The organism is Acinetobacter marinus (genome assembly GCF_900096915.1).
In the GTDB taxonomy this organism is placed as follows: Bacteria; Pseudomonadota; Gammaproteobacteria; order Pseudomonadales; family Moraxellaceae; genus Acinetobacter; species Acinetobacter marinus.
This window is the reverse complement of record NZ_FMYK01000004.1, coordinates 279240-305022: the sequence shown is the minus strand read 5'-3', so window position 1 is coordinate 305022 and position 25783 is coordinate 279240. Positions and strand designations below refer to the sequence as shown.

Here is a 25783-nt window from a genome sequence, read left to right as displayed (position 1 = left end):
GCAGACATGGTTCCAATGGTCAGCGTTCTCCATTAGATTATGAAAAGGCCCATCAAAAGATGGTTATGTGTGTCTAGAATTTTGGTGGCTATTCATGATTCAAGTATTACAAAGCTATATTTAGTTGGGTAATATCCTCAAATAATGTGTTTATGAGTCAAATCTTGCAAGATCAATTAATTTGATAGGTAATCCCCCTAAAAATAAATAATTTAAGATAAAACAAGCACCATACCTAAGGATTTCTGCTAGACTAAATTTTTTACTTAAATACCAAGCTCTATTACTCAACAATGACTAAACTAAAAAGGGATCACTTACTTAAATTATCTATATCTGTCGAATCTAGCTCATCAAAAGATAATTCTACCTGATTTTCATAAGCTTCGCAGTCAGCCTTCTCTATGTTTTTCCACTTAGCATAACCATCTTCATTTTTAGCTTGTAACTGTGCGGCTGACACAAGCCCTGCCTGAACACAGACATCTACTAAATCGCCATGCTTCTTAGCTATCTGATACTCTTGAATAGATTCATCTACAACCTGCTGATATACTGATTCTAAAACGTCATCTACATCACTAATAGACTCTCTATCTTCATCGCTATGAACTTCATCCGAGGTAAAGGATGAAACTTGCATGTTGTCCATTTCACCAGAAATATACTGCTGTTCAATAGGTTGTAAATGTTCGACTCTTTCCTTCGGCGAATCAGTACAGCCAGAGAGACAAATTAATAAGACATAAACAAAAAATAAATTCTTCACAGTTAATCACTCTTTACTATTCATTTTCAAAATCTTCTAAGGCGTTTGCCCTATTTCTCTCCTCAATTATTATATTATAAATTTCAGTTGCTGCTTTTAAACAAAGGATTTCTAGTTTTGTCTCCATAAATGACTCACTCGGCTGATTAGTTAAGATAATATGTCTGTTTCTTGGGTCATTATCTATAGAAAAAAAACCAGGATCAATAATGCGTTCTGAAAGAATTTCGAACTTTGGTTCGATTTCAGTAATCTTCCTACCATCAACTATTCTTACGTCTATAATTTTACTTAAATCCTTCTCAACACTTTCAACAACAGGACAAATGGCATAAAAATAGCCAGACAATTCTTTTTGTCTTTTTAGCAAAAGATCATACTTTGTAAAGATTCTAATTTTGTTGAAATTATCATCATCTTTAAAAACAGTAATCTCTATATCTTCGCGTTTTAGTATATATTTTTTATCACTACTAAACTCCAACTCAAGTATTTCTTGCGGAACTTTTACAGAATCAAATTTAATTATTTTACCTATAAAATCATCTTTATGAGATCCGTGTATTTTTGTTTCAATACGACCATATGCTTCATATTTTGGCAAAGCAAAGGCATACCCTGAAAAAAATAACAACAAAGGCAAATAAAACCTAGAACAACTTAACATTAGCTCCTCCTATAAATACGTTAAAATAATAAGTATTGTCATTTATAATGTTATCTTAATTCCAGCCTTTCAAACATCAAGAAATAATCAATCAAAATCCTGCGCTGTAAATTCACTACTTAAACTACTTTTCCGCCAATCTTCTAAAAAGTCGGCATGTTGCGACTGCGTATTTAAATATTGGATGGTATGTCCAATCCATTGGCGATGTTGATCTTGCTGAATAAAGCCACGAAGCAACATCCACCGCAAATACACCAACCACGTATTCAGCACATCACCCTCACAGTAACTACTCAAATTCAGCCATTGTGCATTTTTCACATAGTCCGCCACATGATAACCAGAGATACCACGCTTCCCAGGATAACCGAGGATTTGCGCCACATCATCGAGCTTTTGCACATTGCGCAAGTTAAATCCTGCGAGCACATCCATCAGATCAGTATGGCGTGGGTGATAGCGGTTTTGGTAATTATTATGACGCTTTTGACTATTCCAATCACCCTGCTCAAACAGCTCAGGTGCGGACAAGCCATAGTACAAACTGCGATACATGATCACAGGCAGATCAAACTGCGCACCATTCCAACTGACCAAAACAGGCGACTTCTTGCTAAAGATCGAGATAAATTTCTGTAAAATTTCTTTTTCGCTGTACTGCTCCTGCGTCCAAGAAAACAGCTGAAATTTATCTTCATCAATCCATAAACCCGAAATGCACACCACCTCATGCAGTGGCAATCGTGGAAAATCCGTGCCTGATTCTTGACGGCGAATCTTGGCTAAGGCTTGGCTAGCATCGTCATCAGACAAATCCAATTGATAGAGTTGGCGACCTGCTTTGAGCGCAGTCACCGTTTCTATATCAAACACCAAGACAGGATTGCCAAACATCATTTGGGATTTTCCTTTTTAGAAATATTCAATCAATTAGTCATCTTTTTGGGAGAATAGTCCTGTCGATAAGTAACGGTCACCACGATCACAGATAATACACACGATGACCGCTTCAGGGTTTTCAGTGGCAATTTGCTCGGCGATTTGCAATGACGCCCACACTGCACCGCCTGAAGACGTTCCTGCACTAATGCCCTCTTCACGAGCAAGGCGACGCATGGTCACTTCGGCATCTTTTTGATCGACGTCCATCACTTGATCGACACGGCTTGCATCAAAAATCGTCGGTAAATACTCTTGAGGCCAACGACGAATCCCCGCAATTGAAGACCCTTCTGACGGTTGTAAACCGATAATTTGAATCTCAGGATTTTGTTCTTTGAGATATTTTGACACGCCCATGATCGTGCCAGTGGTGCCCATTGAGCTAACAAAATGGGTGATTTTGCCTTGCGTTGCATTCCAGATTTCAGGACCTGTAGTGCGATAGTGCGCATCGACATTATCAGGATTACCAAATTGATTGAGCACCATGCCTTTGCCTTCGGCTTGCATCTGTAGTGCCAAATCACGAGCGCCTTCCATACCTTGTGCTTTTGTCACTTCGATCAACTCTGCACCATAGGCGATCATGGCATCTTTACGCTCTTGGCTCATATTATCAGGCATGATCAGCTTCATCTTGTAGCCACGCATTGCTGCCACCATCGCCAAAGCAATGCCTGTATTGCCACTGGTCGCTTCGATCAAGGTGTCACCCGGTTTGATTTCGCCACGCTTTTCCGCTTGCATGATCATATTATAGGCAGGACGATCTTTAACCGAACCCGCAGGATTATTGCCTTCGAGTTTCGCCAATACGGTGACAGGGCTTTTATTCAGTCGCTTCAAACGCACCAATGGCGTACCACCGACAAAATGATCAAGGGTAAATTCATCGGTATTAAATAATGCAGAAACTGGATTTGCTGAAACGTTAGAAGGCTGATTGCTCATAATAAAATCTTATTTTGCGATATAAATGTTGGCATTCATTGTAGTCAAAAAGTCGGTGATTTGCATCCGAATCTCAGCAGATAAATTCTGAAAGCGACCCAGACCATAATCATGATCACTGTTAGACATGATAAACCCGTAGATCACTTAGATTGATTCTGTGATATTTCACAACTGATTTAAGCAGGCACACCACTATGAAAACGGAACTGCTTATCTGGACTTTGGATCAAATCCGCTTCCACCTGACGGATATGTACAATCCGTTCGGCAATATCTTCATCAGGATTTTTCATCTCGGCAGTGGTTGCCACATCTTTTGCCAAGGTTAAATAGTCTTCAAAATGTCGTGCTTCGGACTTAAGCAGATAACGATAATAGCGCCCAAGTTCCTCATCCACGATTGGCGATAATGCTGCAAAACGCTCACAAGAACGTGCCTCAACAAACGCGCCAATGATCAATACATCGACCAACGCCTCAGGTTCATAGGTGCGAATCTCTTTACGCAAACCACCAGCATAACGCCCTGCACTCACCGCTTTCCATTCCTGCCCACGCTTTGCCATAAACTCAAGTACTTGCTCATAATGCAGCATTTCTTCACGCACCAGTTGCGCCAGTTTGACTTGTAAATCGGTAAAAAAACTATAACGGAACATCAGATTCATCGCCGTACCAGCCGCTTTCTTTTCACAGTTGGCATGATCTTGTATTAGCAATTCTAAATTTTCGCTAGCGGCATCAAGCCACGCTTGCGGTGTCCGACAGCCGAGGAAATCGTAGACAGGTTGCATGAGGTTATCTAAGCCACGATTGCTTAAATCATTGGAATGATTGGCGTGCTTTAAATCATCAGACATAGGAAAAACTATTTAATTTAAAATGTAGAAAATGAATTAACGAGCAGCTTGAATGGTCGCTTTCATCTGTTGCACCGCTTGCACCAGACCAACGAAAATACTATCGGCAATAATAGCATGCCCAATATTTAACTCATGAATCTGTGGAAGTGCTGCGATTGGCGTGACATTATCCAAGTTGAGTCCATGACCAGCATTCACAATCAAACGCCCTTCTGCATATTGCACTGCATGTTGAATTCGGGTCAGTTCGTGTTGTTGTGCCTCGCCAGTCGCATCAGCATACGCCCCTGTATGAATTTCAATGGTCGGAGCGCCACAACGGATTGCCGCATCAATTTGCGCCGCATCAGGATCAATAAATAGCGATACGTCTATTCCTGCTTTAACCAAAGCCTGCGTCATCGCTTTGACTTTTTCAAAATGCGTGACTACATCCAATCCACCTTCAGTCGTGACTTCTTGGCGACGTTCAGGTACGAGACAGACATGTTGTGGCATCACTTCAAGTGCAATCGCCTGCATTTCTTCAGTCACTGCCATTTCAAGATTCATGCGTGTGGTCAACAGTGGGCGCATACGATAGACATCCGCATCTTGGATATGACGGCGGTCTTCACGCAGATGCAAAGTAATGCCCTCTGCACCCGCTTGCTCGCAGATCAGCGCCGCATTGACAGGATCAGGATAAATCGTGCCACGTGCTTGGCGAAGTGTTGCAACGTGATCAATATTGACGCCTAAAAGTGCTGCCATGAAACTGTCCTAAAATGTTTAAAATGTACGGCGAAACGTGCATTTAGATGAAGCGATGTATTCTCTGTAGATGATTTTTTAAAAAACCTTAGTTCTACAATAACCTTAGCGTTGTAACTGACTGACCCAAAGTTGACGGCTTTTTAGCGGTTTATTCCCTAACAGTTCCGTCAAAATCAGCCGATATAGTTTAGCAAGTAAGTGCACATTTTCCGAGTTGATTTGCTCACTTTGCACAAGATTCAATAAATCTTGCCCCAAAAAATGTTGCCCATATTGCCCAATGACGAAACCTTCTTGCGGGATAAACTGATAATACAGCGTCGGTGCGATGTCTTGCCCATTCGCATCTTGGCTAAAGTCTATCGCATAACCCAGCTCTTGCAGAAACACCTGTTCAAACTGACGTAGAATCAATTTCAATTGCATATCTTTGGGATCATCTTTGGCGAGGTTTTTCAGTTGTTCCAATGCAGTTTGATAAGCAAGATAGGTCTCAGGCATCGGCTCTTCGGGTGGCATGAGTCTGAGTAGAATTTCATTGAGATAAAAGCCAGCAAACAAGGCTTTTTGCTGTAGAAAAAATGGCTGACCTTGTACGTCGATTTGACTAAAATTTTTTAAATCTGATTTGCCCGTCGCTTGAAGCTGAGTGCGATGATATAGCGCAGGTGGTTGTTGGCGAGTCACACCATCAACTCGCCCAAATTCTTCACTAAAAAAATGCAGAATATAACTGCGCTCACGATAGCGCCGTTGATGTATGGCAAAGCCCGTTAAGGATTGATTACGCATCATGGCTTTGCTAAGCACCTCAAGCGTTATTGTTTAGAGATTAGATTACTGCGGAAAATATTTACACTGCTGAACGCCGTTCAATCCACATGATCTATTATGCACTCTGACAATAAATACGAATACCAAAAGACCTCATCATCAAAGACCCAATCATCAAAGACTTAATCGTCCTCGTCATCCTCATCACCGCCAGGAATCACAGCGCCTGCAACCGCTGCTGTACCTTTGACCACACCTTTCGTAGTTTTATAGGCAATCTTCGCAGGCACTGTCACCACCTTAGTAATACAGCCTTGCAACGCAAAAGTACATAAACAAAAAATCAATAAGGATGCTTTAACTGTCGCATTCATCCGTTTTACCTCTATCTAACGCAGTGATAGCGCACAATTGAGATCATCAACAATGCGCAATATCACCATACATTTTCAATTAAATATCACTATAACCGAGGCTTTTCAAGGCACGCTCATCATCTGACCAGCCACCTTTGACTTTCACCCAAAGCGTGAGCATGATTTTTTGCTCAAACATCTTTTCCATATCGGCACGGGCATCCATACCGATTTGCTTGAGTTTTTTACCTTTATCACCAATCACGATGGCTTTCTGACCTTGACGCTCGACAAAAATCGTGGCGTCAATATAGGTACACGCCGCTTTGAGTTGACCTGTTTTGGGATTCAGCACCGCATCTTCGGTTTTAAAACTCTCGATTTGTACGGTGAGATCATACGGCAACTCTTCACCCAACTGACGCATGATTTTTTCACGGATCACCTCACTGGCAAGGAAACGCTCGGAGCGATCGGTGACTTGATCCATCGCATACAGTGGCGGTGAAAATGGCAAATATTTGCCGATGGTATCCCGCAGATGATCAAGATTCGAACCTCGAAGCGCCGACACAGGCACGATCTCAGCAAACTGCATGAGTTTGGTACGCTGTTCAATCAACGGTAAAATCGCTTTTTTGTCCTCTAAGGTATCTACCTTATTGATGACTAAGATCACAGGCATGCTGGCATTGATCAGTTTTTCTAAGACCAACTCATCATTTTGCGTCCACTTCTGCCCGTCGATCACGAACAGCACAAGATTGACATCACGCAGTGCAGAATGCGCTGCCTTGTTCATCATTTTATTGATGGCACGCACTTCTTTTTTGTGCATCCCAGGGGTATCGACATAGACCGCTTGCATGTGTTCACGGCTATCAATCCCAATGATTTTATGTCGTGTGGTTTGCGGTTTACGTGAGGTGATCGAGAGTTTTTGACCCAATAAATGGTTCATCAAAGTTGATTTACCAACATTCGGACGCCCAACGATTGCCACAAAACCACTGCGAAAATCCTCTGGAATCGGCTTTTTTTCATCATTAAAAAACTGATTAATAATGTCTTGTTCGCCAGAAGCGTGTTGGTCTTCAGTGCTCATTTGGCTTGCTCCAATCGTTTTAAAATCTCCGCTGCTGCGGCTTGTTCGGCAAATCGACGACTTGCACCTTCACCTTTCACGCCATCCATACCTTCTACGTCACACAAAATGGTGAAATGCTGATTTGGCGCATCGCCTCGAATCTCAATCACATCATACTTTGGCAAAGGTAACTTTTGTGCCTGCAACCATTCTTGAAGGCGTGACTTGGGGTCTTTCAGTTGTTCAGTCGGTTGAATTTGCTCAAGATATGGCGCATACCACTGCAATACGATCTGTTGCAACTGATCAAAATTCTGGCTATCCAGATAAATCGCACCCATAATCGATTCGACCACATCAGCCAATATTGACTCACGATGATGACCGCCTGATTTCAGCTCACCCGTGCTCAGCACCAAAGATTTGCCCAATTGTAAATCTTTAGCAATTTTGGCTAAGGACTCTTGACGTACCAGTGTGGCACGCATGCGGGTTAGATTGCCCTCTTTTTCTTTGGGAAATCGAGCATACAAATATTGTGCGATGATGGTACCGAGTAATGAATCACCCAGAAATTCAAGGCGCTCATAATTATGACGCTGACTCACCGAGCGGTGCGTCAGCGCCAGCTGTAATAATTCTACTTGTCGAAACTGATAACCCAGTCTCGACATCAACCGTGGATCATTCACCTGTACTTGCAGACCTCTGATCAAAATCTTTCTGGAACGTCATCACTAATGCAATGTTCATGAGAAATGGCTTACGCACTTCATAATCTTTTTTCACTGCAAGACCTGCGGTATTGGTCACTGTCATAATATCGTCAACTTTGAGATCACGGATATTATTCATTTCCAAACGCTGTGACAAATCTTGCTTAAACTTATTTTGTGTGGTGTCTTTGGGCAAGCTACTCAACGCTTCTTCAATCTGCGAATTGATCACACGATCATCCCAATACGCAGGCCACACTGCTACTGCAATTTTAATCGCCAAAGCAAATAACACAATGGCAAAAAAGATGCCCAAATAGGACACACCCTGTTGGTTTTTCATCGACGCCGTCTGATTCATTGTAAAATTCCTTATTATCGACGATTTCTGTTATGGAATACTGCCATTGCGCTTGAAACTTGGTAAATGCAAGCCTGGTGCTTTGTGCATCCAGACATAAGTCGCTTTCCCCGTCAAATTCGCCTCAGGCACAAAGCCCCAATAACGACTATCTGCGCTTTGATCTCGGTTATCCCCCATGGCAAAATATTGACCTTCAGGCACAGTGACTTGCCAATTTTGTTGCAAGGACAATGGTGCTTTTTGTTGATATTCTGCGATGAACTGCTGTGCCAATGCATCAGACTGTTCAGGTTTAATATATTGCGTGATAAATCGATGCGATGCAATATTCACCACCCACTGCTGTGCATCGACTATCATTTTTTGTTGTTGACCCGATTCATCTAAATAATTTACGGGTAGATTGACCGCATTGCCTGCTTGCCAGATTTGTTTCTCACCGTTGATAAATAATTCGCCATTTTGAAAAGCAATGGTATCGCCAGGCAAACCAATAATGCGCTTGATATAACTAATACTTGGATCGACAGGATAACGAAATACAGCGACATCACCATGCTCAGGCTCGCCTGTGTCCAAGATTTTAGTATTTAATAGCGGTAAGCGCACACCAAAAGCAAACTTATTCACCAAGATAAAGTCGCCCGTTTCCAAGGTCGGATTCATCGACTCAGAAGGAATGTTAAACGGTTCAAATAAAAATGAACGTACCACCAACACCACTGCAAGCACAGGCCAAAAGTCATATGCCCAATTGACCAATGGATTAATTTTGTGTGCATCATAAGTTGCATGGGCACGTACTGCATCCCCTTTGGCTTGGCTCAGACGATCACGTGCTTGCGTCACCTCTGCAGGCTCATCAGGGTTACTCACAGTATCCGTCAAAGTCAGTTGCGGGTATTTCGCTTTAATCTGCTCAAAGTGCTGCTGCTCTGCCTGAATCGTTTGATCCGCCTGCACAGCCAGTTGTTTTTTATCTTTTAACTGCCGATATTGCTTGAATACCAACTTATCCAGCAACCAAATGCCGAAAAAAATCAGCGTTGCAGGAACCAGAATCCAGTTAAAATCAAAATCCATGCTGCACCTTACTTTTTATCAACTTGGAGAACCGCCAAGAAGGCTTCTTGTGGAATCTCCACACTGCCGACTTGCTTCATACGCTTTTTGCCTTCTTTTTGTTTAGAAAGCAATTTCTTCTTACGACTGACGTCACCGCCATAACATTTTGCCAAGACGTTTTTACGCATCGCTTTGACGGTAGAACGTGCCACAATCTGTGAGCCAATCGCCGCTTGAATCGCCACATCAAACATCTGACGTGGAATCAAATCTTTCATTTTTTCAACCAATGCGATACCACGATGGCGTGCATCATTGCGATGGCAAATCATTGCCAAAGCATCGACCTTTTCACTATTGATCAGCACATCGACTTTGACCAAGCTCGAGCTTTCAAAACGCACGAAATTGTAATCCAGCGAGGCAAAACCACGAGAACACGATTTTAAACGGTCAAAGAAATCCATCACCACTTCCGCCATTGGAATTTCAAAGGTAATCGACACTTGCGCACCTAAGAATTTCATATCTTTTTGAATGCCTCGACGCTCATTACACAAGGTCATGACATTGCCCAGATACTCTTGTGGCGTCAGGATATGACATTCGGCAATCGGTTCACGTAAGTCTTCAAGCGTTGAGCCATCAGGCATTTTCGATGGGCTATCGATATAAATCGTTTCGCCTTTTTTAGTGACCGCTTCGTAAATCACCGTTGGTGCAGAGGTGATCAGATCAAGATCGTATTCACGCTCTAAACGCTCTTGCACGATCTCCATGTGAAGCATACCGAGGAAGCCACAGCGAAAACCAAAGCCCAATGCATCAGAGCTTTCTGGCTCAAAAAATAACGCCGAATCATTAATTTGTAATTTTTGTAGTGCTTCACGGAACGGTTCAAAGTCACTGGAATCAATTGGGAATAATCCCGCATAGACTTGCGGTTTGACCTTTTTAAATCCAGGCAAAGCAGTCACTTGCGGTGTATTTGACAAGGTAATGGTATCACCAACGGGCGCACCAAAAATATCTTTAATCCCTGCAATGACAAATCCCACTTCACCCGCTTCAAGCAGATCGGTTTCGGTATGTTTTGGACTAAATAAACCGACTGAGGTCACCACATGGGTTTGACCTGTGGATTTCACCAGCATCTTGTCGCCTTTGCGTATGCGACCATCCTTGATACGAACCAAAGACACCACGCCAAGATAACTATCAAACCACGAATCCACAATCAATGCTTGCAATGGCGCATCCCGATCGCCTTCAGGCGCAGGAATCACTTCGACCAAGCGCTCTAACACACCATCCACGCCAAGCCCTGTTTTGGCTGAGCAAGTCGGCGCATTGGTCGCTTCAATCCCAATGATTTCTTCGATCTCGTGAATCACTCGTTCAGGTTCAGCTTGTGGCAAATCAATTTTATTCAGTACAGGTAAAACTTCTAAATCTTGCTCAATCGCTGTATAGCAGTTGGCAACAGATTGTGCCTCAACACCTTGCGCTGCATCGACCACCAAAAGCGCACCTTCACAGGCTGCCAGCGAACGTGACACTTCATATGAAAAGTCCACGTGTCCAGGCGTATCAATGAAGTTCAGCTGATATTCTTGACCATTCGGATGCTTATAGTACAAGGTCACCGATGCAGCCTTGATGGTAATACCACGCTCCCGCTCGATATCCATCGAATCAAGAACTTGCGCTTGCATCTCACGATCTTGTAAACCACCGCACATTTGAATAAAGCGATCGGCAAGCGTTGACTTACCATGATCGATGTGGGCGATAATTGAGAAATTACGAATCTGAGCGAGTGGCGTCGATTTTTTTACTGCTGCCATGAATGACCTTAAACATCCGAAAATATATGTCAAATAAGATGTTGTTCAAACCCAATATACCATTGCATCACATGTATGGATGATTTTGGTTCGAGCAAGATGAAAAACAATGCGCAGTATAATCAAAAAGCGCTGACATTGATACAGACAATATGATTGCACTTGACCCGCTTTGACAAAAAAACGATACACATCTCATCGCAATGATCGTGTGCAACTTCATTCAATCAAAATGATAAGGGTCAATCTCTGGATTGAGCGCTTGATAGGCTTGGCTAAAGGTTGGGGAAAGCCGTTTTGGGCGACCTGTGGACATCTCCACACATATCCACAAGGTGTGTGCTTGAAACACAATCGCCTGATCTTTGGCACGATAAAAAAGATAATGCCTAATCGATGAAAATGCATTTTGCTCACCGAGCCACGTACGCAAAATCAAGGTTTCGTCCGCAAAACAGGCTTTGCGATATTTCACATGGTGCTCACTTGCCACCATCGCATGATTTAAACGCTGATAATCTTCAAGACCTAAGCCCAAGTGGGTTGAATGCGCGAGTGCTACATCTTGCATCCAAGCGACGTACTGCACATTATTGACATGACCCAATTGATCTAAATGCGACTCGTCAACCACTTGTTTCAGTTCAAAGAGTTCACTCACGCTTAATCCTTCACAATGCGAATTTTATCCTGACGTTCAGCACCGTTTTGAGCGCCGATTAAACGCTGAAAACGACTTTCTAATAATTTCTCATCATAGCTCTGCATCCACGGCGAACGCCCGTAATATGCGCCATTGAGCTGCGAGTAATGTACCAAAGCATAACGAAAACGACGATAATGTAAGCGATTGACCCGACCTGGATTTTTCCAGAATTGATCTAAACCGCCTTGGAAAGTCAGCTTTGGTAAATTATAGATGGCACGACCCAATGCAATCACAGGTTTGCCGTGATGTAGGGCTTGAATGCCCGTGGTACTGTTAATGGTCACCACACCCAAGCTATGCTTCATCAATGTCGGCAAATGCACATCACAAACATAATGCACACGCCCCTCTAAAGCATACTCATGCGCCAACTCACGCAGCAACGCCCCATAATGACGATAGCCACGATCCATCGGATGATGCTTAAAGACAATATGTTGTGAGGCTGGTGCATGATGGGCAAATGAAACAATCACTTCATGAATAAAGTCTCGCACATCCACATAATCACTATGCACTTGCACTTGTGAATCGTTATGCACCTGTAGCGCAACAATAAAGTAGCGATCGGTCTGATGTTGAATCAAATTCAAAAACTTATGCGAATCCACTTGTTTGTTAATCAGCTTACGCATACCCGCACGTAGCCAATAATACACTTCAACTGATGGACGAATCATACGATGATGCCGATAATGCGGATAGAGTACCCAGCACAGCACCCACATCAGATAAAAAAGAATGGCACTGCCAATCAATCGATTAAAACTCGCATCGACATTTTTGGGATGATCCGTCAACGGAATATCAGGAATGGTCTGATCGGATTGCATATAAAACGACTTAAAATGCGAAAAGTCATTCACCCCATTTTGTTCAAAGGTAATGTAGTTCGGACGGACATAGCCCTCTTCGAAAACAAAAAAATCAATCTGTAATTCTTCGGACACCCGTTTGGCGATACGATGATAAAAACGACAGTCACCAAAACATACCATGGCATCGATATTTTTTTCTTTAATCTGTGCAATCAACCACTCATCAAAATCAGCCAGCTTGCCCCGATAATGCACATTATCTAAGCCTCTGGAAAAGAACCAGTCCCCGCCATTAAAATTGACTTTATAATATTGTTTTTGATGCGTTTTTAACCATTTTGCCAATTCGGTAAAATAGCTCCCCATCGGCCCTTGAAGAAGCAATATGCGCTGTGATTGCATCAATTGATGAATATGCAAAGCCACCGTTTACTCCTCAAGTACTCAATCCCGCATTCGAACAAAAAACCTCACTCAAATGCATAGCCATCACAAATATCCACAGATTGGATACCAAAAAGTTATTTAAAAATGTTTCTATATTTTATTTTGGCACGGAATTTTGCAAAAGTCGACTGCAATCTCGGAGAAGTTACATTTTGTGATCGCTCGCACACTATTTGTGCAATCACATCTTCCACATTGACACGTGCCAGCTTAAATGGCGTTGTTGCAGGTAAGTTATACGCCGCATACTCAATCAACACGCCATACACCAACTCAGAAAGCATTAACCGTCGCTGACGTCGCTCGTTAACACAAACATCGATGGTTAAACCCCATCCCGCATAAAACGGCATGCCATAACAATATACCGTTTTACCACGCAACAATGCTTCAAAACCACTTAAAGAAGTGATGGTATGTAACTCATCAACAATCTCAAGACATTGAATAATCGAGATATCCTGCTCCACTTTATCAGCATAACATTGTAAATCAGCGTCAGCAATTTTCCCCAAACGAAGTCCTGACTGCACATCGGGATGCGGTTTATAGATAATGTAGGCATCAGGATGCTGTGTGCGTACAAGTTTAAGTAAATCCAAATTGGTTTTAATCGCTAAGCTACCCCAGCGGATCGATTCATCATCCTCGACTTGCCCAGTCACCAAGAGCACTCTGTCATGTGAGGGGCGACTCAGTTGACTGCGCTTACCCACATTATATTTGCTGATTGCCATTTGCTTGAGCTGTGTAATGAGCTGTTCTGCTCGATCTATTTGCCGTTGATTTAAATTGAGTGTAGCTAAAATCGTTTCTAGTCGAGAGGCTTGAGTTGCATCATAATAGATTCCTACATCATCAAAGACCAATGAATAGGGGCGGATCAGATTGGCGCCTAAACCACTCGAGCGAATAAATCCATCTTCAACGGTAAGAATACCTTGCTGTCCCTGGTCTTTTAGTGCCCTCGCATTCTTGCCCCACGCCAGTGTGACTTGTCCATCTTTATGTCTGAATTCTTTTAAAAAGGATAAACTCACTTTAGGAAATTGAAAAAACTGAGGCAAAAATCGCTTCTTCCATGCCGAAAATCCATAAGCAAATAATTTTTCTGGAAGTTGGTGTTGTCCTTTAACATTTACCTCAAGCAATGCCAATATCTGCTCCAGTTCACAGCGTTGCCCCGTCACGGGTGAGATATAACGTGCATATTTCAAATAGGCACATGCAAACAAATGTTGAACTGAACGTTCCACTTGACGACGTGAACCAATGACCTGATTCGGCGCATATTGATCATAAGTCTGCCCCCAGCCTGCATACCATGGCATACCAAAGCAATGCACTTTCTTGCCGCAAAGTAGCGCCTCAAAGCCCATTTGCGAACTAACCACATATACTTCATCCATTTGTTGCAGTAAAGCAATCGGATTCACCTGTTCAGCATAGACTTCAACATTTGCATATTGCACAATCTTTGCGAGATCAAAGTGCCCTTTCGCCTTGCCAGCAATGACATCAGGATGTACTTTTAGCCAAATCTTAGCTTCGGGATGTGTAACTACCGCCACATCAAGCATCTGCTTAAAACTGGCTTCACTCGCACCTGCATAATGGATAGATTGATCGCCAAAGGTCTGATCAATAAGTAAAATATTTTTCTGATCTTGAAATTTCTGAGTATCGAGCGGATGAAATTTTAAATTATATTTACTGATCTGCGCATCGATGATGTGTTGAATAAGCTGTGTTGCCCGACGATTGTGCGCTTCAGTCTCATCCTGCTGAATCAACTGCTCCAGATCCGAAGATTGTGTCGCATCAAAATAAATGCCTGTCCGATCATAAACAATAGACAGCGGCGGGAAATCATCTTTTCCCAAACCCATTGAACGAATAAAGCCATCTTCCAAGCAAAGCAAATCCAGTTGGTGTTGTTCAGCATAAGATCTGGCTCGAAAAAAACTCTTTTTTCGCCCCCACCCTGCAATCGATTGATGTTTATTCCTTTTAAGACCACGAAAATATTGAATCGGCTCGCCAACCAGTGCTGACAAGCCTTGAATGTCTAAAATGCCTTTTGATGCGACCAGCATATTGAACCTAAATGAATGTTTAAATACACTTTAACATTATCGTCCAAAATTTAAATGTAGATTTATGCAGACTCATAGCCATTTGGATTGTTTTTTTGCCAATTCCAACTATGTGCCAGCATGTCATCCAATTGATACTGAACCTCCCAGCCCAGCTCATTTTGAATTTTAGAAGAATCTGCATAAAAACTTGCCAAATCGCCTTCTCGACGCGCAACAATTTCAAATGGAACTTGCAATTGATTGACCTGTTCAAACGTATTCTTAATGTCTAATACAGAGTAACCATTGCCCGTACCCACATTCCAAATATCACAGCCTGTATGATCTAAACGGTTTTTCAAAGCCAAAACATGTGCAACAGCCAAATCAACTACATGTAGATAATCTCGCACCGCGGTGCCATCTGCCGTATCGTAATCACCACCAAAAATACTGAGTTTTTCACGCAAACCAACTGCAACTTGAGTCACATAAGGCAATAAGTTGTTTGGAATTCCTTTAGGGTGCTCACCAATCAAACCACTCGGATGTGCGCCGATGGGATTAAAATAACGAAGTAGCGCAATCGACCAACCCTCTTCCGCCTGATCAAGTTTCTGCAACATCTGCTCAACCACCAACTTGGTATAACCATAGGTATTGGTTGGCATACCAGTTTGCATTGACTCCTGATAAGGACTTGGGTTTATCTCTCCATATACGGTGGCAGAAGAACTAAAAATCATGTGTTTTACCGTATGTCTCTTCATGACTTTTAATAGTGTGGATGTTCCCGCAATATTATTCTCAAAATATACCAAAGGATTCAGCATACTTTCACCGACCGCTTTGAGACCTGCAAAATGAATCACAGCTTGAATATCATAGGTCGAAAAAACCGACTCCAAGCCAGCCTCATCGCAAATATCTACATCAACATATGGAATATCTTGATCAGTAATTTTCTTCAACCGATCAAAAACTTTTGCTGAGCTATTCGAAAAATTATCAAGCACAAGGATCTCATAGCCGTGTTTGATTAATTCAACACAAGTATGTGAGCCAATATATCCAGCACCACCAGCCACTAAAATCATAAAAAACCTCAAATTAACTTAAAAATTCTCGCAACAAGCCTTGTGTCGATGCATCAACGTGATGGTCAATTTGATTTTCCGAGAGATAAGGCAAAATTTCGTTAGCGATCGCTTTGCCCATTTCCACACCCCATTGATCAAAAGGGTTAATATCCCAGATCACCGACTGCACAAACACTTTATGCTCGTACATGGCAATTAATTGCCCTAAATAATATGGACTAAGCTGTGGCAGAATAATGGTTGAACTCGGTTTATTGCCATGATATTGACGATATTTAGGCACTTCTTCGCCAGCTTTAGTTTGCACAGCTTGATTACCAAATGCGAGTAAGCGTGATTGTGCTAGACAGTTTGCAATCGCCAATTGGTGTTGTTGTTGCAAAGCCTCATAATGCGATTCTTGTTTTGCAATCGATTGATGATAATACTTGCGGTGTTTAGTAATGACAAAATCGGTTGATACCGTAATGGTGCCTTGATGCAGCAACTGATAAAAAGCATGCTGTGCATTTGGTCCCACTTCTCCCCAAATAATCGGGCAGGTACTATAATCCACTTCATCTTGATTATTACGACGAATCGACTTTCCGTTTGACTCCATTTCCAATTGTTGCAAGTAAGAAGTCAAATATTCCAACCGCCCGTCATAAGGCAAAATCGCATGGGTCTGAATATCTAAATAGTTGGTATTCCAAATCCCAATTAACGCCAAAAGTACAGGAATATTACTTTGCCAAGGCATTGTCTTGAAGTGCTGATCCATATCATAGGCACCACGAAGCAACTCGGTAAACGCATCCATACCAAAGGTAATCGCTATCGGCAAGCCAATTGCTGACCACAACGAATAACGACCACCCACCCAATCCCAAAGATTAAGCTGTAAATTTGGCGCAATCCCCCACTCTGTCATTTTGTCACTTCGAGTCGATACACCGATAAAGTGGCAATTCAATACAGAGGCACTTTGACCTAAAGACTGCATTAACCATTGACGAGCAGTCTGTGCATTCGACAAGGTATCAATCGTGCTAAATGATTTTGAGGAAATAATAAATAATGTCGATGCTGGGCGGAGCTTTTGCAGAATCTGGCTCAGCTGGCTACCATCCATGGTCGAAGCAAAACGCACTCGAACATCAGGATCCGCACGATGTGATGCCAACGCATTACACACCATCAATGGACCAAGATCTGACCCACCGACCCCGATATTGACGACATCGGTAATTTTTTCACCTGTCGCCCCACGGAATTGCCCAGAACGAATCTTATCAACCAGCTCTTGCATTTTTTCAAGTTGTTGATGCACTTGTTGATTCACCTGAAAGTTAACATCAGATTCATCTTGTAGTTTCGGCATCCGTAGCGCCCAGTGCATTGCACTGCGCTGTTCGGTATGATTAATACATGCTGTAGAAAATAGTTTTTGAATCCATTCCGAAAGTCGTTTTTCATCGGCAAGTTGAATCAGCGCATCAAGCACACTTGCATCTAAACGCTGCTTACTAAAATCAAATAGAATCCCGTTGCTTTTAATATGCATCGACTGAAATCGACTAACATCCCGTTCAAACAGCTCGGTAATATGTGTATTTTTAAATTGCTCTGCAAGCTGATCAAGCACTTTCATCATGAGTGGCGACATAGTTCAATCCTCTTAGCGTCCAATACCAATATAAGTAAACCCTTGGTTTTCAACATATAAAGGATTATAAATATTACGCCCATCGATGAGATTCGGATGACGCATTTTTTTGACGAGCTTCTGATAATCAGGGCTCCAGTATTGCTTCCATTCCGTAACCAAACACAAGACATCTGCACCATCTACAGCATCATATTGATCATCATACAATTTTAATAAATGTTGGTCTGGATAAAGTGCCTGCAACTCTGACAAAGCCCGTGGATCGTGAACTTGGGTAATTGCACCTTGCGACCAACACGCCTCTAATACTTTTAAAATCGGCGACTGCGCAACGCTTTTACTATTGGGTTTAAATGACGCCCCCCAAAAGGCGATGACTTTATTCTCTAAATGACAATCAAACAGTTTCCATAATTTACGGAAAATGATTTCTTTTTGATTTTCATTAATATCCCAAATTTTATCTAGTAAACCATTGACGTTACCTGTTTCCAGCACCACCTCTTTGAGCTTTAAAATGTCACGGGTAAAATTACTGCCACCAAAGCCACAGCCTGGATACAAATAATGCGCACCGACTCGTTCATCCATCGACATGGCGACTCGTACTTCTTCAATATCGATCCCAAGTGATTCTGCAACATTAGATAAGTCATTCATAAAACTAACTTTTGCCGCCAAGAATCCTGATACCGAAAGTTTAGTAAACTCTGCGGCTTGAATACTGAGAAAGTTATATTGTTGACTCAAAGGATAAATCGGTCGAAACATTTCACGAATAATGACCTCATTCTCAGGGTTTTCATTGCCGACAATGAGCCCACTATCCAAGAAACTGGTTAGCAAACGCCCTTCTTGTATCGCATCAGGAATATAAACGATATTCTTAATCGCTAGTTCTTGCTGTAACTCACGGGTTTTGCCCATGCCTAAGTTGGCATAATTAATCACTAATTTATATTTATAACGAGAAAACTTCTCACGCAATTTATCAAAGTCGAGATACTGCTCGTTGTTCACCGCAAGAATACACACCGAATAGGTGTACTCTGTACACGGCTCATCAACCATCAATAGATTTAGACTCATCTGTTCTCGCAAACTACAACTCAGCTCACAATCATCAAAAATCATTTCAGATTGCTTCAACCGATTGGACAAGTCTTTATCCAATGTTTGCCAGTTGACATGATGTCCGATCAAGGACATACGATACGCCATGACAGCAGCATTCACAGATGCGCCTAAAACCTTGATATACATAGCCTAAACCAACTTAATTTAATGTTTTAATAAATTCTAATAGCTCATCCTTGAGTTCATTACGCTGTGTTGCATAATGCAAGATCGCTTTTAAATAACCAATCTTACTCCCACAATCATAGGTTTGTCCATGTAATGTAAAGGCTTGGATATTTTGTACACCTAACAATTTTGCCATCGCATCGGTTAACTGGATTTCACCTGATTTATCCGCTTGAGTTTCTTTTAAGTAGTTAAAAATTTCAGGTGTAAACACATAACGCCCCACCACTGCCAAAGTCGATGGCGCCTCACTCACCGCAGGCTTTTCAACTAATCCCAAAATATTAGTGGTGTTTTCCTCACCCTGCTTTTCAAGTTTAACAATACCATATTGATCGACACGTTCAGGCGCAACGTCTTCCACCATGATTTGTGATGCCTGATTTTGCTCAAATTGCGCAATCATTTGCGCCAAGTTATTCTGATCAGCCGAGTCGACCAATACATCTGGAAGCAATACTGCAAAAGGTTCATTACCAATCACTTTTTCCGCACAGAGTACTGCATGTCCCAAGCCAAGTGGCTCAGGCTGACGCACAGCAACCACAGTCACGTGATCAGGCACAATTGCTCGAATCTCATCTAAGATTTTGTTTTTTTTCTTTTTCTCTAAAAGATTCTCAAGCTCAGCATTACGGTCAAAATAATTTTCAATCGCTTGTTTTGCAGGATGATTCACCAAGACAATCGTATCAATACCCGCCTCAATCGCCTCCTGCACAACATAATCAATTGCTGGACGGTCGACTACTGTAATCATTTCTTTAGGAATAGACTTGCTTGCTGGTAATAAACGTGTACCGAACCCTGCAACAGGTAAAATCGCTTTCTTAACTTTCACTAAAAAATTCCTATAAAATTAAAAGTTTATTTAAAATACAAATATATAGCCTATCTCTAATATATGTAATTCAAATTAATATGCCACTTCACTTGGACATAAATTTGTAACATCACGTTGGGGACACCGACGTGATGCACACACTTTCTTCGCATTGTGTGATTAATTCGCAATTATTTGCTTTAACTCGCTGGTCTTCTCTTGCATCAATTGCTGTGCTTGCTCACCACGAGCCTCTACATTGAGCCTTAACAGTGGTTCAGTATTTGAGGCACGCACATTAAAGCGCCAATCACCAAAGTCACAAGAAATTCCATCGACACGATTAATTTCTGGATGGAGCGCCTGATAATGCGACAATATTTTCTGAATGGTTTGATCAGAATCTTGCACTTTAAAATTAATTTCACCACTACATGGATATTGTGCAATCATCGCACCAACTAGCTCAGATAACTTGGTTGATTTTTTTGACAACAATTCAATTGTCAATAACCAAGGGATCATGCCACTATCACAATAACCAAAATCTCTAAAGTAATGATGCGCACTCATTTCACCGCCATATACTGCATTCTCGCTACGCATCACATCTTTAATGAAGGCATGTCCAGATTTTGACTCTACAGCAGTACCACCATAACGATTAACAACATCTAGTGTATTCCATACCAGTCTAGGATCATGGACGATTTTTTCATTCGATGATTTGTTTAAAAATGCCTCGGCAAGCATACCGACAATATAGTAGCCCTCAATAAATTGACCATTTTGATCAAACAAGAAGCAGCGGTCAAAATCCCCGTCCCAAGCAATCCCAAGATCTGCACGATGCGCAAGCACAGCCTCACTTGTCACTGCCTGATTTTCTAATAATATTGGATTAGGAATCCCATTTGGAAAATTACCATCAGCTTCATGGTTAATTTTAATAAATTCAACAGGCGCATTCAGTGCTTGAAAGCGCGTCTCTAATTCATCAATTACATGACCTGCTGCACCATTCCCCGCATTGACTAAAAGTTTTAATGGTTGCAAGGCCGCAACATCGATATATGTCATCAAATGATCGACAAATTCTGGCAGGATATTGTATCGTTGCGTTAAGCCCACTTGAGCAGGTGTTTTAAACTCACCTGATTCAGCAATCGCTTGAATTTCACGAAGCCCAGTATCGATACTAATTGGTCGAGCATTCTCTTTAACCAGCTTCATCCCGTTATAGTTCATCGGGTTATGACTAGCGGTAATCTCAATTCCGCCCTGCACATCAAGGTGAAATGCAGCAAAGTAAACTTCCTCTGTACCCGTCATTCCCAAATCAAGTACATTGACACCCGCATCATTTAAGCCTTTGATGGTTGCTTGCTTTAAAGACTCACTTGATAAGCGAATATCACAGCCTACCGCCACAGTTTTTGGCTGGTAGAGATCACCATATGCACGACCTATACGATAGGCAACATCTTCATTTAACTGTGTTTCCAATTCACCACGAATATCATAGGCTTTTACGCAGCTAATTTTCATCTCTTTCTCCAATATTTAATGCTGAATTGATCGAGCAACTTCTTTTAAAACAGATTCATTTGGCAATATTTTTTCAGGCGCTTCAAACTTGCGCTGAGCATAGCTCGAAATTATCGGCAAATAAAATGAACCTTTATTCCGTAAAACATCAATGTGCCAATGCATCCAAGACTCCCAATACATTTGACGATCCACAGGAATACGCTGATCCACAAAACCTGTTTCGGGGGCATTCATCAAAGACTTTTCGTGAAAAGAGCCTATTGCTAATGGCAAATTTACCTTTTTGACCCGATGATGACCAAATGCCAGCTTCACTCGATGATTAAACTCAGAATCTGCACCAGTGCGTACAGCATCCCAAAATCCTACTTTCTTCATCACTGCTGTTCTTCTAAATAATAAAGAAGATGGATTTAAACGACTTAATGGAAATACACTTCGGCTAACAAATCGCCCCTGATTCGTTAAACGAACCCAGTTAGACACCGTGGCAATTAACTTTTTATCCTCTAAAAGCGGTTGAAGTTGCCGCTCCAATCGCTGAGGATGTGACCAATCATCTGCATCGTGACACATGACAAAATCACCTTTTGCCATTAATAAAGCTTTATTTTTGGCTAGGTAAGTCCCTGCATTCAGGATCTGTCGCATCGGGCGAACTCTTTGATCTTTTTTGGCAAACGATTGGATGATGTCCCATGTACCATCCGTGCTACAGTCATCAACAATAATTAACTCTATAAATCGATAGCTTTGTTTAAGAATACTCTCTACCGCAGTTTCAATATAATCTTTAGCATTAAATGCAGTCATAATAATACTGACCACGCCACGTGATGGCTGAACGCGTTGATACTCATCACTACAAGGCTGAATCGTATTCACATTAAGGTTTGACTTATTATCATTTTCAAGACAAATCTTGCTCATCTGAGCCGAAGCATAAATTGCATTGAGCGACGCCAGTTTATCACAAACGCCAATTGACAAGTTTGCCATCAGTATAGATTTATCAACATTCGAGATAGAGGAATCAGAAGTATTTAGGTTTTGCAACATCACTTTAGCTGATGCAACATCACCACTTTTCTCCATGAGCGCCACGACACAAAGACTAGTCAAACGATATGTTTTAGCAAGCAATAATGCTCGGTTATAATTGAATGTTGCCAACTTCTCCACAAGCAATGTCATATCTTGCGAAAATAAACGCTCATATTTTTGTATGAATTCTTCACCTTGAATATCTTGACCACATGCAAAAGCTGAAACAATGATTGCAATCAAAGTGTACTTTGACTGCACATCAAACATTTCTCTTTCTCGCTTTAAATTCACCTCATTATACATTCCCAATTGATACAGCGCCCAAAGCACCTTTTCATTAGAGGAATGCTTCCATTGTTTACTGAGACTTAAGTAAGCTACATATTTTGACTTCTTGAACGATGAATAAGCTCGAAATTGAGAGAACATCAAGCATCTTTCCCAAACAGATCCCTTGTATAAACTTTATCTAAATGGTTGGACAAATCAGATGATAGACGATTCGCAACGATCACATCGGATTGACTCAAAAATGCATCTAAATCAGCAATTACTTTGTAACCATTAAAATCAGCAACTTGAATCGTTGGCTCATAAATGACTATCTGAACCCCTTGATCAACCAGTCTCTGCATAATCCCTTGTATAGCAGATGCCCTAAAATTATCCGAACCTTGTTTCATGATGAGACGATAAATACCCACAACTTTTGGTTGTTTTTCAACAATTGAATTTGCAACAAAATCCATTCGCGTATTATTCGACTTGACAATTGCTTCGATTAAATTCTGTGGAACATCGTGGTAATTTGCCAACAATTGCTTGGTATCTTTGGGCAAACAATAACCGCCATAACCAAAAGACGGATTATTATAATGACTACCAATACGTGGATCCAAACCAATACCACGAATAATTTGTTCGGTATTTAGCTGATGAATTGCAGCATAAGTATCTAACTCATTAAAATATGCAACCCGCATTGCAAGATAAGTATTTGCAAAGAGCTTAATTGCTTCGGCTTCTGTACTGTTGGTAAACAATACTTCAATATCTTCTTTTACAGCACCTTGCTTTAACAATAATGCAAATTTTTCTGCACGTTCAGAGATTTCACCCACCACAATCCTTGATGGATAAAGGTTATCGTAAAGCGCATGACCCTCACGCAAAAACTCAGGAGAAAAAATGATATTTTTTGTCTGATATTTTTCATTTGCTGTATGAGTAAAACCAACAGGAATCGTAGATTTAATTACCATTAATGCATTGGGGTTTATGCCTATAACTGCTTGAATTACACTCTCGACACTGGAAGTATCGAAGTGATGCGTCTCTTCATCATAATTGGTCGGCGTGGCAATAATGACGATATCAGCACTTTGATATACCGAAATATCCGTTGTTGCAACTAAGTTCAGATGACTTGTTGACAAATATTCCTGAATTTCTTTATCTTCGATTGGTGATTTTTTTTGATTAATCAAATCAACTTTGGCTTGATCGATATCTAGTGCAACGACTTCATTATTTTGCGCCAACAAAATCGCATTAGACAACCCGACATAACCCGTACCAGCAACGACTATCTTCACTATTTACAACCTTTTTTAATTAAATATCACACACTACGACTTGCCAACACGGTTAGAAGCTCATCAACATCCACAACACCTGAGTTTACAACCACACAATCATAATTCATATCATTAAATCTAGTACGCAAATAATAATCAGACTTGATCGACTTCGCATCCTGCAACTCAACCAATGACGAACCTCTTTGCATAAAAGCTGTGTTTGCCAATACTTTAGATGTTGCTGTAACAACCAAACTAGAACGCTGAAATAAATCAATTAATTTCGATACAGGGAGGTCTTCTGGATGAACAATCAAAAAGCCTAAATCACGTAAAACCTTACACACTTCATCTTTATTCTTAATCTCCACGCCACCTTTAGGGTTAGCCAAAAAGACTTTAAATCCAGAATCTTCATATGAATTATACTTATTAAAGTGCTCAAAAAAAGCTGCATCCCAAAGATTTCCGCCTACAGGATGTATCTGATATGCTTTTTTCACGCGAATATCTTGCATATCTAAAAAAGATTTAAATCTCGAACGATCAACTCCTAGGCGCTCGCACAATAAATCTAAAATTCCGTACGTATCTTCCGTATAAACAATAGGAAGATTTTTCGGAAAATAATCCACTAATGCCAAACCACTCCACATCTCCGAAAGATGCTGAAAATAATCACTATCTATGTGTGCAATTGGCAGAATAATGGCTTCATCTACCTCATCCACTTCATTTTTACTTAACAATACTTGATTGCTTAGCTTTGCTAATCGAGAACACAACTTCCTGTTAAAAAAGCGATCCTCTATTACCACACTATAAAAATTAGGATCAGCAACACTAAACCGAACATTCGACAACACATCAATACGTTGCTCTCGGCGACGGCTTACCTCTTTTTCAAAACCCTTTCCAGACAAGAGGCTCTTGGTCCCAACTTGCGAAAAGTCTTGAGCAAAGGTTGATTTACGCTTTTGATCTTCGTGAATAATGGCAGAACTCCCAACCACCAATTGATCCAAATCCACCCAACTCGTCAATCTCAAAGTTTTACGAGGAACATACTCATCTAAACTCATAGTGACAAAGTCAGCATCATTACTCCACAAGCTGCTTTGTCGGGCTTTTTTAAGATCTCTGACTTGATTTTCAGACACTTTTATAGCTTGTGCAATCGAGTCCGATTTTTTATCATTCTTCACTAAAGATATAAACTTTTCAGCATCTGACACGCCGTTTTTAAATATAATATCCAAAAAGGCAGCCGTATAATTGGCACTATTGCTTAAAATTTTTTTATCAATAGCTTGCTGGTGTGTATCACCTAAATGCAATTTCCTTAATTGAGAATCGAATGTATTCATATCAAACTCACACCTAAAAATCGAAATATCTTCTCAAACGAACATACCAGAATACTTATACAACAAAAACATCAAAACATTAGCACCATCTACAATAATCTTACAAAAAAAACAAAAACTTAAAAACCAAGTCTTTACTTAAGA

The 25783-nt window shown here is 41.1% G+C and carries 24 protein-coding genes and 1 pseudogene; all 25 read right to left on the bottom strand.

Going from position 1 to position 25783, the window contains the following annotated elements; translation table 11 throughout:
* Nucleotides 1–313: 313 nt before the first annotated feature.
* On the bottom strand, nucleotides 314–769 hold the full coding sequence (locus tag BLQ60_RS09735; protein WP_092619533.1) for a hypothetical protein: 456 nt from the start codon (nucleotides 767–769) through the stop codon (nucleotides 314–316).
* A 16-nt stretch (nucleotides 770–785) separates the two neighbouring features.
* A complete protein-coding gene (locus tag BLQ60_RS09730) occupies nucleotides 786–1436 on the bottom strand; it encodes a hypothetical protein (RefSeq protein WP_092619531.1) in 651 nt (216 codons plus the stop codon).
* Between the two features lie 87 nt (nucleotides 1437–1523).
* Complete coding sequence (locus BLQ60_RS09725; RefSeq protein WP_378235222.1) at nucleotides 1524–2333, bottom strand: 3'-5' exonuclease; 810 nt, start codon at nucleotides 2331–2333, stop codon at nucleotides 1524–1526.
* 36 nt (nucleotides 2334–2369) lie between these two features.
* The gene (gene cysM / locus BLQ60_RS09720) at nucleotides 2370–3332 is read right to left on the bottom strand and encodes a cysteine synthase CysM (RefSeq protein WP_092619525.1); all 963 of its coding nucleotides are present in this window, start codon (nucleotides 3330–3332) and stop codon (nucleotides 2370–2372) included.
* A gap of 179 nt (nucleotides 3333–3511) precedes the next feature.
* Complete coding sequence (locus BLQ60_RS09715) at nucleotides 3512–4195, bottom strand: MiaE family protein (RefSeq protein ID WP_092619522.1); 684 nt, start codon at nucleotides 4193–4195, stop codon at nucleotides 3512–3514.
* Between the two features lie 36 nt (nucleotides 4196–4231).
* The gene (gene pdxJ / locus BLQ60_RS09710) at nucleotides 4232–4951 is read right to left on the bottom strand and encodes a pyridoxine 5'-phosphate synthase (RefSeq protein ID WP_092619521.1); all 720 of its coding nucleotides are present in this window, start codon (nucleotides 4949–4951) and stop codon (nucleotides 4232–4234) included.
* Between the two features lie 105 nt (nucleotides 4952–5056).
* Nucleotides 5057–5749 (bottom strand): DNA repair protein RecO, encoded by a 693-nt coding sequence (gene recO, locus BLQ60_RS09705; RefSeq protein WP_092619518.1) that lies wholly within the window; start codon nucleotides 5747–5749, stop codon nucleotides 5057–5059.
* A gap of 161 nt (nucleotides 5750–5910) precedes the next feature.
* On the bottom strand, nucleotides 5911–6102 hold the full coding sequence (locus BLQ60_RS09700; protein ID WP_092619515.1) for an NF038104 family lipoprotein: 192 nt from the start codon (nucleotides 6100–6102) through the stop codon (nucleotides 5911–5913).
* Between the two features lie 79 nt (nucleotides 6103–6181).
* On the bottom strand, nucleotides 6182–7189 hold the full coding sequence (gene era / locus BLQ60_RS09695; RefSeq protein WP_092619511.1) for a GTPase Era: 1008 nt from the start codon (nucleotides 7187–7189) through the stop codon (nucleotides 6182–6184).
* On the bottom strand, nucleotides 7186–7845 hold the full coding sequence (gene rnc / locus BLQ60_RS09690) for a ribonuclease III (RefSeq protein ID WP_378235217.1): 660 nt from the start codon (nucleotides 7843–7845) through the stop codon (nucleotides 7186–7188). The genes era and rnc overlap by 4 nt, the downstream gene beginning before the upstream one ends.
* Before the next feature lie 10 nt (nucleotides 7846–7855).
* Nucleotides 7856–8230 (bottom strand): DUF4845 domain-containing protein, encoded by a 375-nt coding sequence (locus BLQ60_RS09685; protein WP_092619601.1) that lies wholly within the window; start codon nucleotides 8228–8230, stop codon nucleotides 7856–7858.
* A gap of 48 nt (nucleotides 8231–8278) precedes the next feature.
* Complete coding sequence (lepB, locus tag BLQ60_RS09680) at nucleotides 8279–9079, bottom strand: signal peptidase I (protein WP_425283413.1); 801 nt, start codon at nucleotides 9077–9079, stop codon at nucleotides 8279–8281.
* Between the two features lie 168 nt (nucleotides 9080–9247).
* Nucleotides 9248–9334 (bottom strand): annotated as a pseudogene (locus BLQ60_RS14280) (signal peptidase I); the annotation flags it as partial.
* Between the two features lie 8 nt (nucleotides 9335–9342).
* Entirely contained in the window at nucleotides 9343–11163 is a 1821-nt protein-coding gene (gene lepA / locus BLQ60_RS09675; RefSeq protein ID WP_092619502.1) for a translation elongation factor 4, read from the bottom strand.
* Between the two features lie 223 nt (nucleotides 11164–11386).
* A complete protein-coding gene (locus tag BLQ60_RS09670) occupies nucleotides 11387–11824 on the bottom strand; it encodes an acyl-CoA thioesterase (protein WP_092619499.1) in 438 nt (145 codons plus the stop codon).
* 2 nt (nucleotides 11825–11826) lie between these two features.
* Nucleotides 11827–13116: a capsule biosynthesis protein gene (locus tag BLQ60_RS09665; RefSeq protein ID WP_092619496.1), complete on the bottom strand. Its 1290-nt coding sequence runs from the start codon at nucleotides 13114–13116 to the stop codon at nucleotides 11827–11829.
* Between the two features lie 95 nt (nucleotides 13117–13211).
* Complete coding sequence (locus BLQ60_RS09660; RefSeq protein WP_092619493.1) at nucleotides 13212–15233, bottom strand: capsular polysaccharide biosynthesis protein; 2022 nt, start codon at nucleotides 15231–15233, stop codon at nucleotides 13212–13214.
* Between the two features lie 62 nt (nucleotides 15234–15295).
* A complete protein-coding gene (gene galE, locus BLQ60_RS09655) occupies nucleotides 15296–16312 on the bottom strand; it encodes a UDP-glucose 4-epimerase GalE (protein WP_092619490.1) in 1017 nt (338 codons plus the stop codon).
* Between the two features lie 13 nt (nucleotides 16313–16325).
* Entirely contained in the window at nucleotides 16326–17963 is a 1638-nt protein-coding gene (pgi, locus tag BLQ60_RS09650) for a glucose-6-phosphate isomerase (protein WP_092619487.1), read from the bottom strand.
* Between the two features lie 12 nt (nucleotides 17964–17975).
* The gene (locus BLQ60_RS09645; RefSeq protein WP_092619484.1) at nucleotides 17976–19229 is read right to left on the bottom strand and encodes a UDP binding domain-containing protein; all 1254 of its coding nucleotides are present in this window, start codon (nucleotides 19227–19229) and stop codon (nucleotides 17976–17978) included.
* Nucleotides 19230–19242: 13 nt separating this feature from the next.
* Nucleotides 19243–20112: a UTP--glucose-1-phosphate uridylyltransferase GalU gene (gene galU, locus BLQ60_RS09640; RefSeq protein ID WP_092619481.1), complete on the bottom strand. Its 870-nt coding sequence runs from the start codon at nucleotides 20110–20112 to the stop codon at nucleotides 19243–19245.
* Between the two features lie 162 nt (nucleotides 20113–20274).
* Complete coding sequence (locus BLQ60_RS09635) at nucleotides 20275–21642, bottom strand: phosphohexomutase domain-containing protein (RefSeq protein WP_092619478.1); 1368 nt, start codon at nucleotides 21640–21642, stop codon at nucleotides 20275–20277.
* A 15-nt stretch (nucleotides 21643–21657) separates the two neighbouring features.
* A complete protein-coding gene (locus BLQ60_RS09630; protein WP_092619476.1) occupies nucleotides 21658–23121 on the bottom strand; it encodes a glycosyltransferase family 2 protein in 1464 nt (487 codons plus the stop codon).
* A complete protein-coding gene (locus tag BLQ60_RS09625) occupies nucleotides 23121–24287 on the bottom strand; it encodes a nucleotide sugar dehydrogenase (RefSeq protein ID WP_092619473.1) in 1167 nt (388 codons plus the stop codon). The genes BLQ60_RS09630 and BLQ60_RS09625 overlap by 1 nt, the downstream gene beginning before the upstream one ends.
* Before the next feature lie 26 nt (nucleotides 24288–24313).
* Complete coding sequence (locus tag BLQ60_RS09620) at nucleotides 24314–25639, bottom strand: glycosyltransferase 61 family protein (RefSeq protein WP_092619470.1); 1326 nt, start codon at nucleotides 25637–25639, stop codon at nucleotides 24314–24316.
* Nucleotides 25640–25783 lie beyond the last annotated feature (144 nt).

Bases quoted from the DNA above. Each gene is read 5' to 3' on its own strand.
- BLQ60_RS09730 (WP_092619531.1), bottom strand. From the start codon at position 1,436: ATGTTAAGTTGTTCTAGGTTTTATTTGCCTTTGTTGTTATTTTTTTCA.
- BLQ60_RS09725 (WP_378235222.1), bottom strand. From the start codon at position 2,333: ATGTTTGGCAATCCTGTCTTGGTGTTTGATATAGAAACGGTGACTGCG.
- cysM (WP_092619525.1), bottom strand. From the start codon at position 3,332: ATGAGCAATCAGCCTTCTAACGTTTCAGCAAATCCAGTTTCTGCATTA.
- BLQ60_RS09715 (WP_092619522.1), bottom strand. From the start codon at position 4,195: ATGTCTGATGATTTAAAGCACGCCAATCATTCCAATGATTTAAGCAAT.
- pdxJ (WP_092619521.1), bottom strand. From the start codon at position 4,951: ATGGCAGCACTTTTAGGCGTCAATATTGATCACGTTGCAACACTTCGC.
- recO (WP_092619518.1), bottom strand. From the start codon at position 5,749: ATGATGCGTAATCAATCCTTAACGGGCTTTGCCATACATCAACGGCGC.
- BLQ60_RS09700 (WP_092619515.1), bottom strand. From the start codon at position 6,102: ATGAATGCGACAGTTAAAGCATCCTTATTGATTTTTTGTTTATGTACT.
- era (WP_092619511.1), bottom strand. From the start codon at position 7,189: ATGAGCACTGAAGACCAACACGCTTCTGGCGAACAAGACATTATTAAT.
- rnc (WP_378235217.1), bottom strand. From the start codon at position 7,845: ATGTCGAGACTGGGTTATCAGTTTCGACAAGTAGAATTATTACAGCTG.
- BLQ60_RS09685 (WP_092619601.1), bottom strand. From the start codon at position 8,230: ATGAAAAACCAACAGGGTGTGTCCTATTTGGGCATCTTTTTTGCCATT.
- lepA (WP_092619502.1), bottom strand. From the start codon at position 11,163: ATGGCAGCAGTAAAAAAATCGACGCCACTCGCTCAGATTCGTAATTTC.
- BLQ60_RS09660 (WP_092619493.1), bottom strand. From the start codon at position 15,233: ATGCTGGTCGCATCAAAAGGCATTTTAGACATTCAAGGCTTGTCAGCA.
- galE (WP_092619490.1), bottom strand. From the start codon at position 16,312: ATGATTTTAGTGGCTGGTGGTGCTGGATATATTGGCTCACATACTTGT.
- pgi (WP_092619487.1), bottom strand. From the start codon at position 17,963: ATGTCGCCACTCATGATGAAAGTGCTTGATCAGCTTGCAGAGCAATTT.
- BLQ60_RS09645 (WP_092619484.1), bottom strand. From the start codon at position 19,229: ATGTATATCAAGGTTTTAGGCGCATCTGTGAATGCTGCTGTCATGGCG.
- BLQ60_RS09635 (WP_092619478.1), bottom strand. From the start codon at position 21,642: ATGAAAATTAGCTGCGTAAAAGCCTATGATATTCGTGGTGAATTGGAA.
- BLQ60_RS09630 (WP_092619476.1), bottom strand. From the start codon at position 23,121: ATGTTCTCTCAATTTCGAGCTTATTCATCGTTCAAGAAGTCAAAATAT.
- BLQ60_RS09620 (WP_092619470.1), bottom strand. From the start codon at position 25,639: ATGAATACATTCGATTCTCAATTAAGGAAATTGCATTTAGGTGATACA.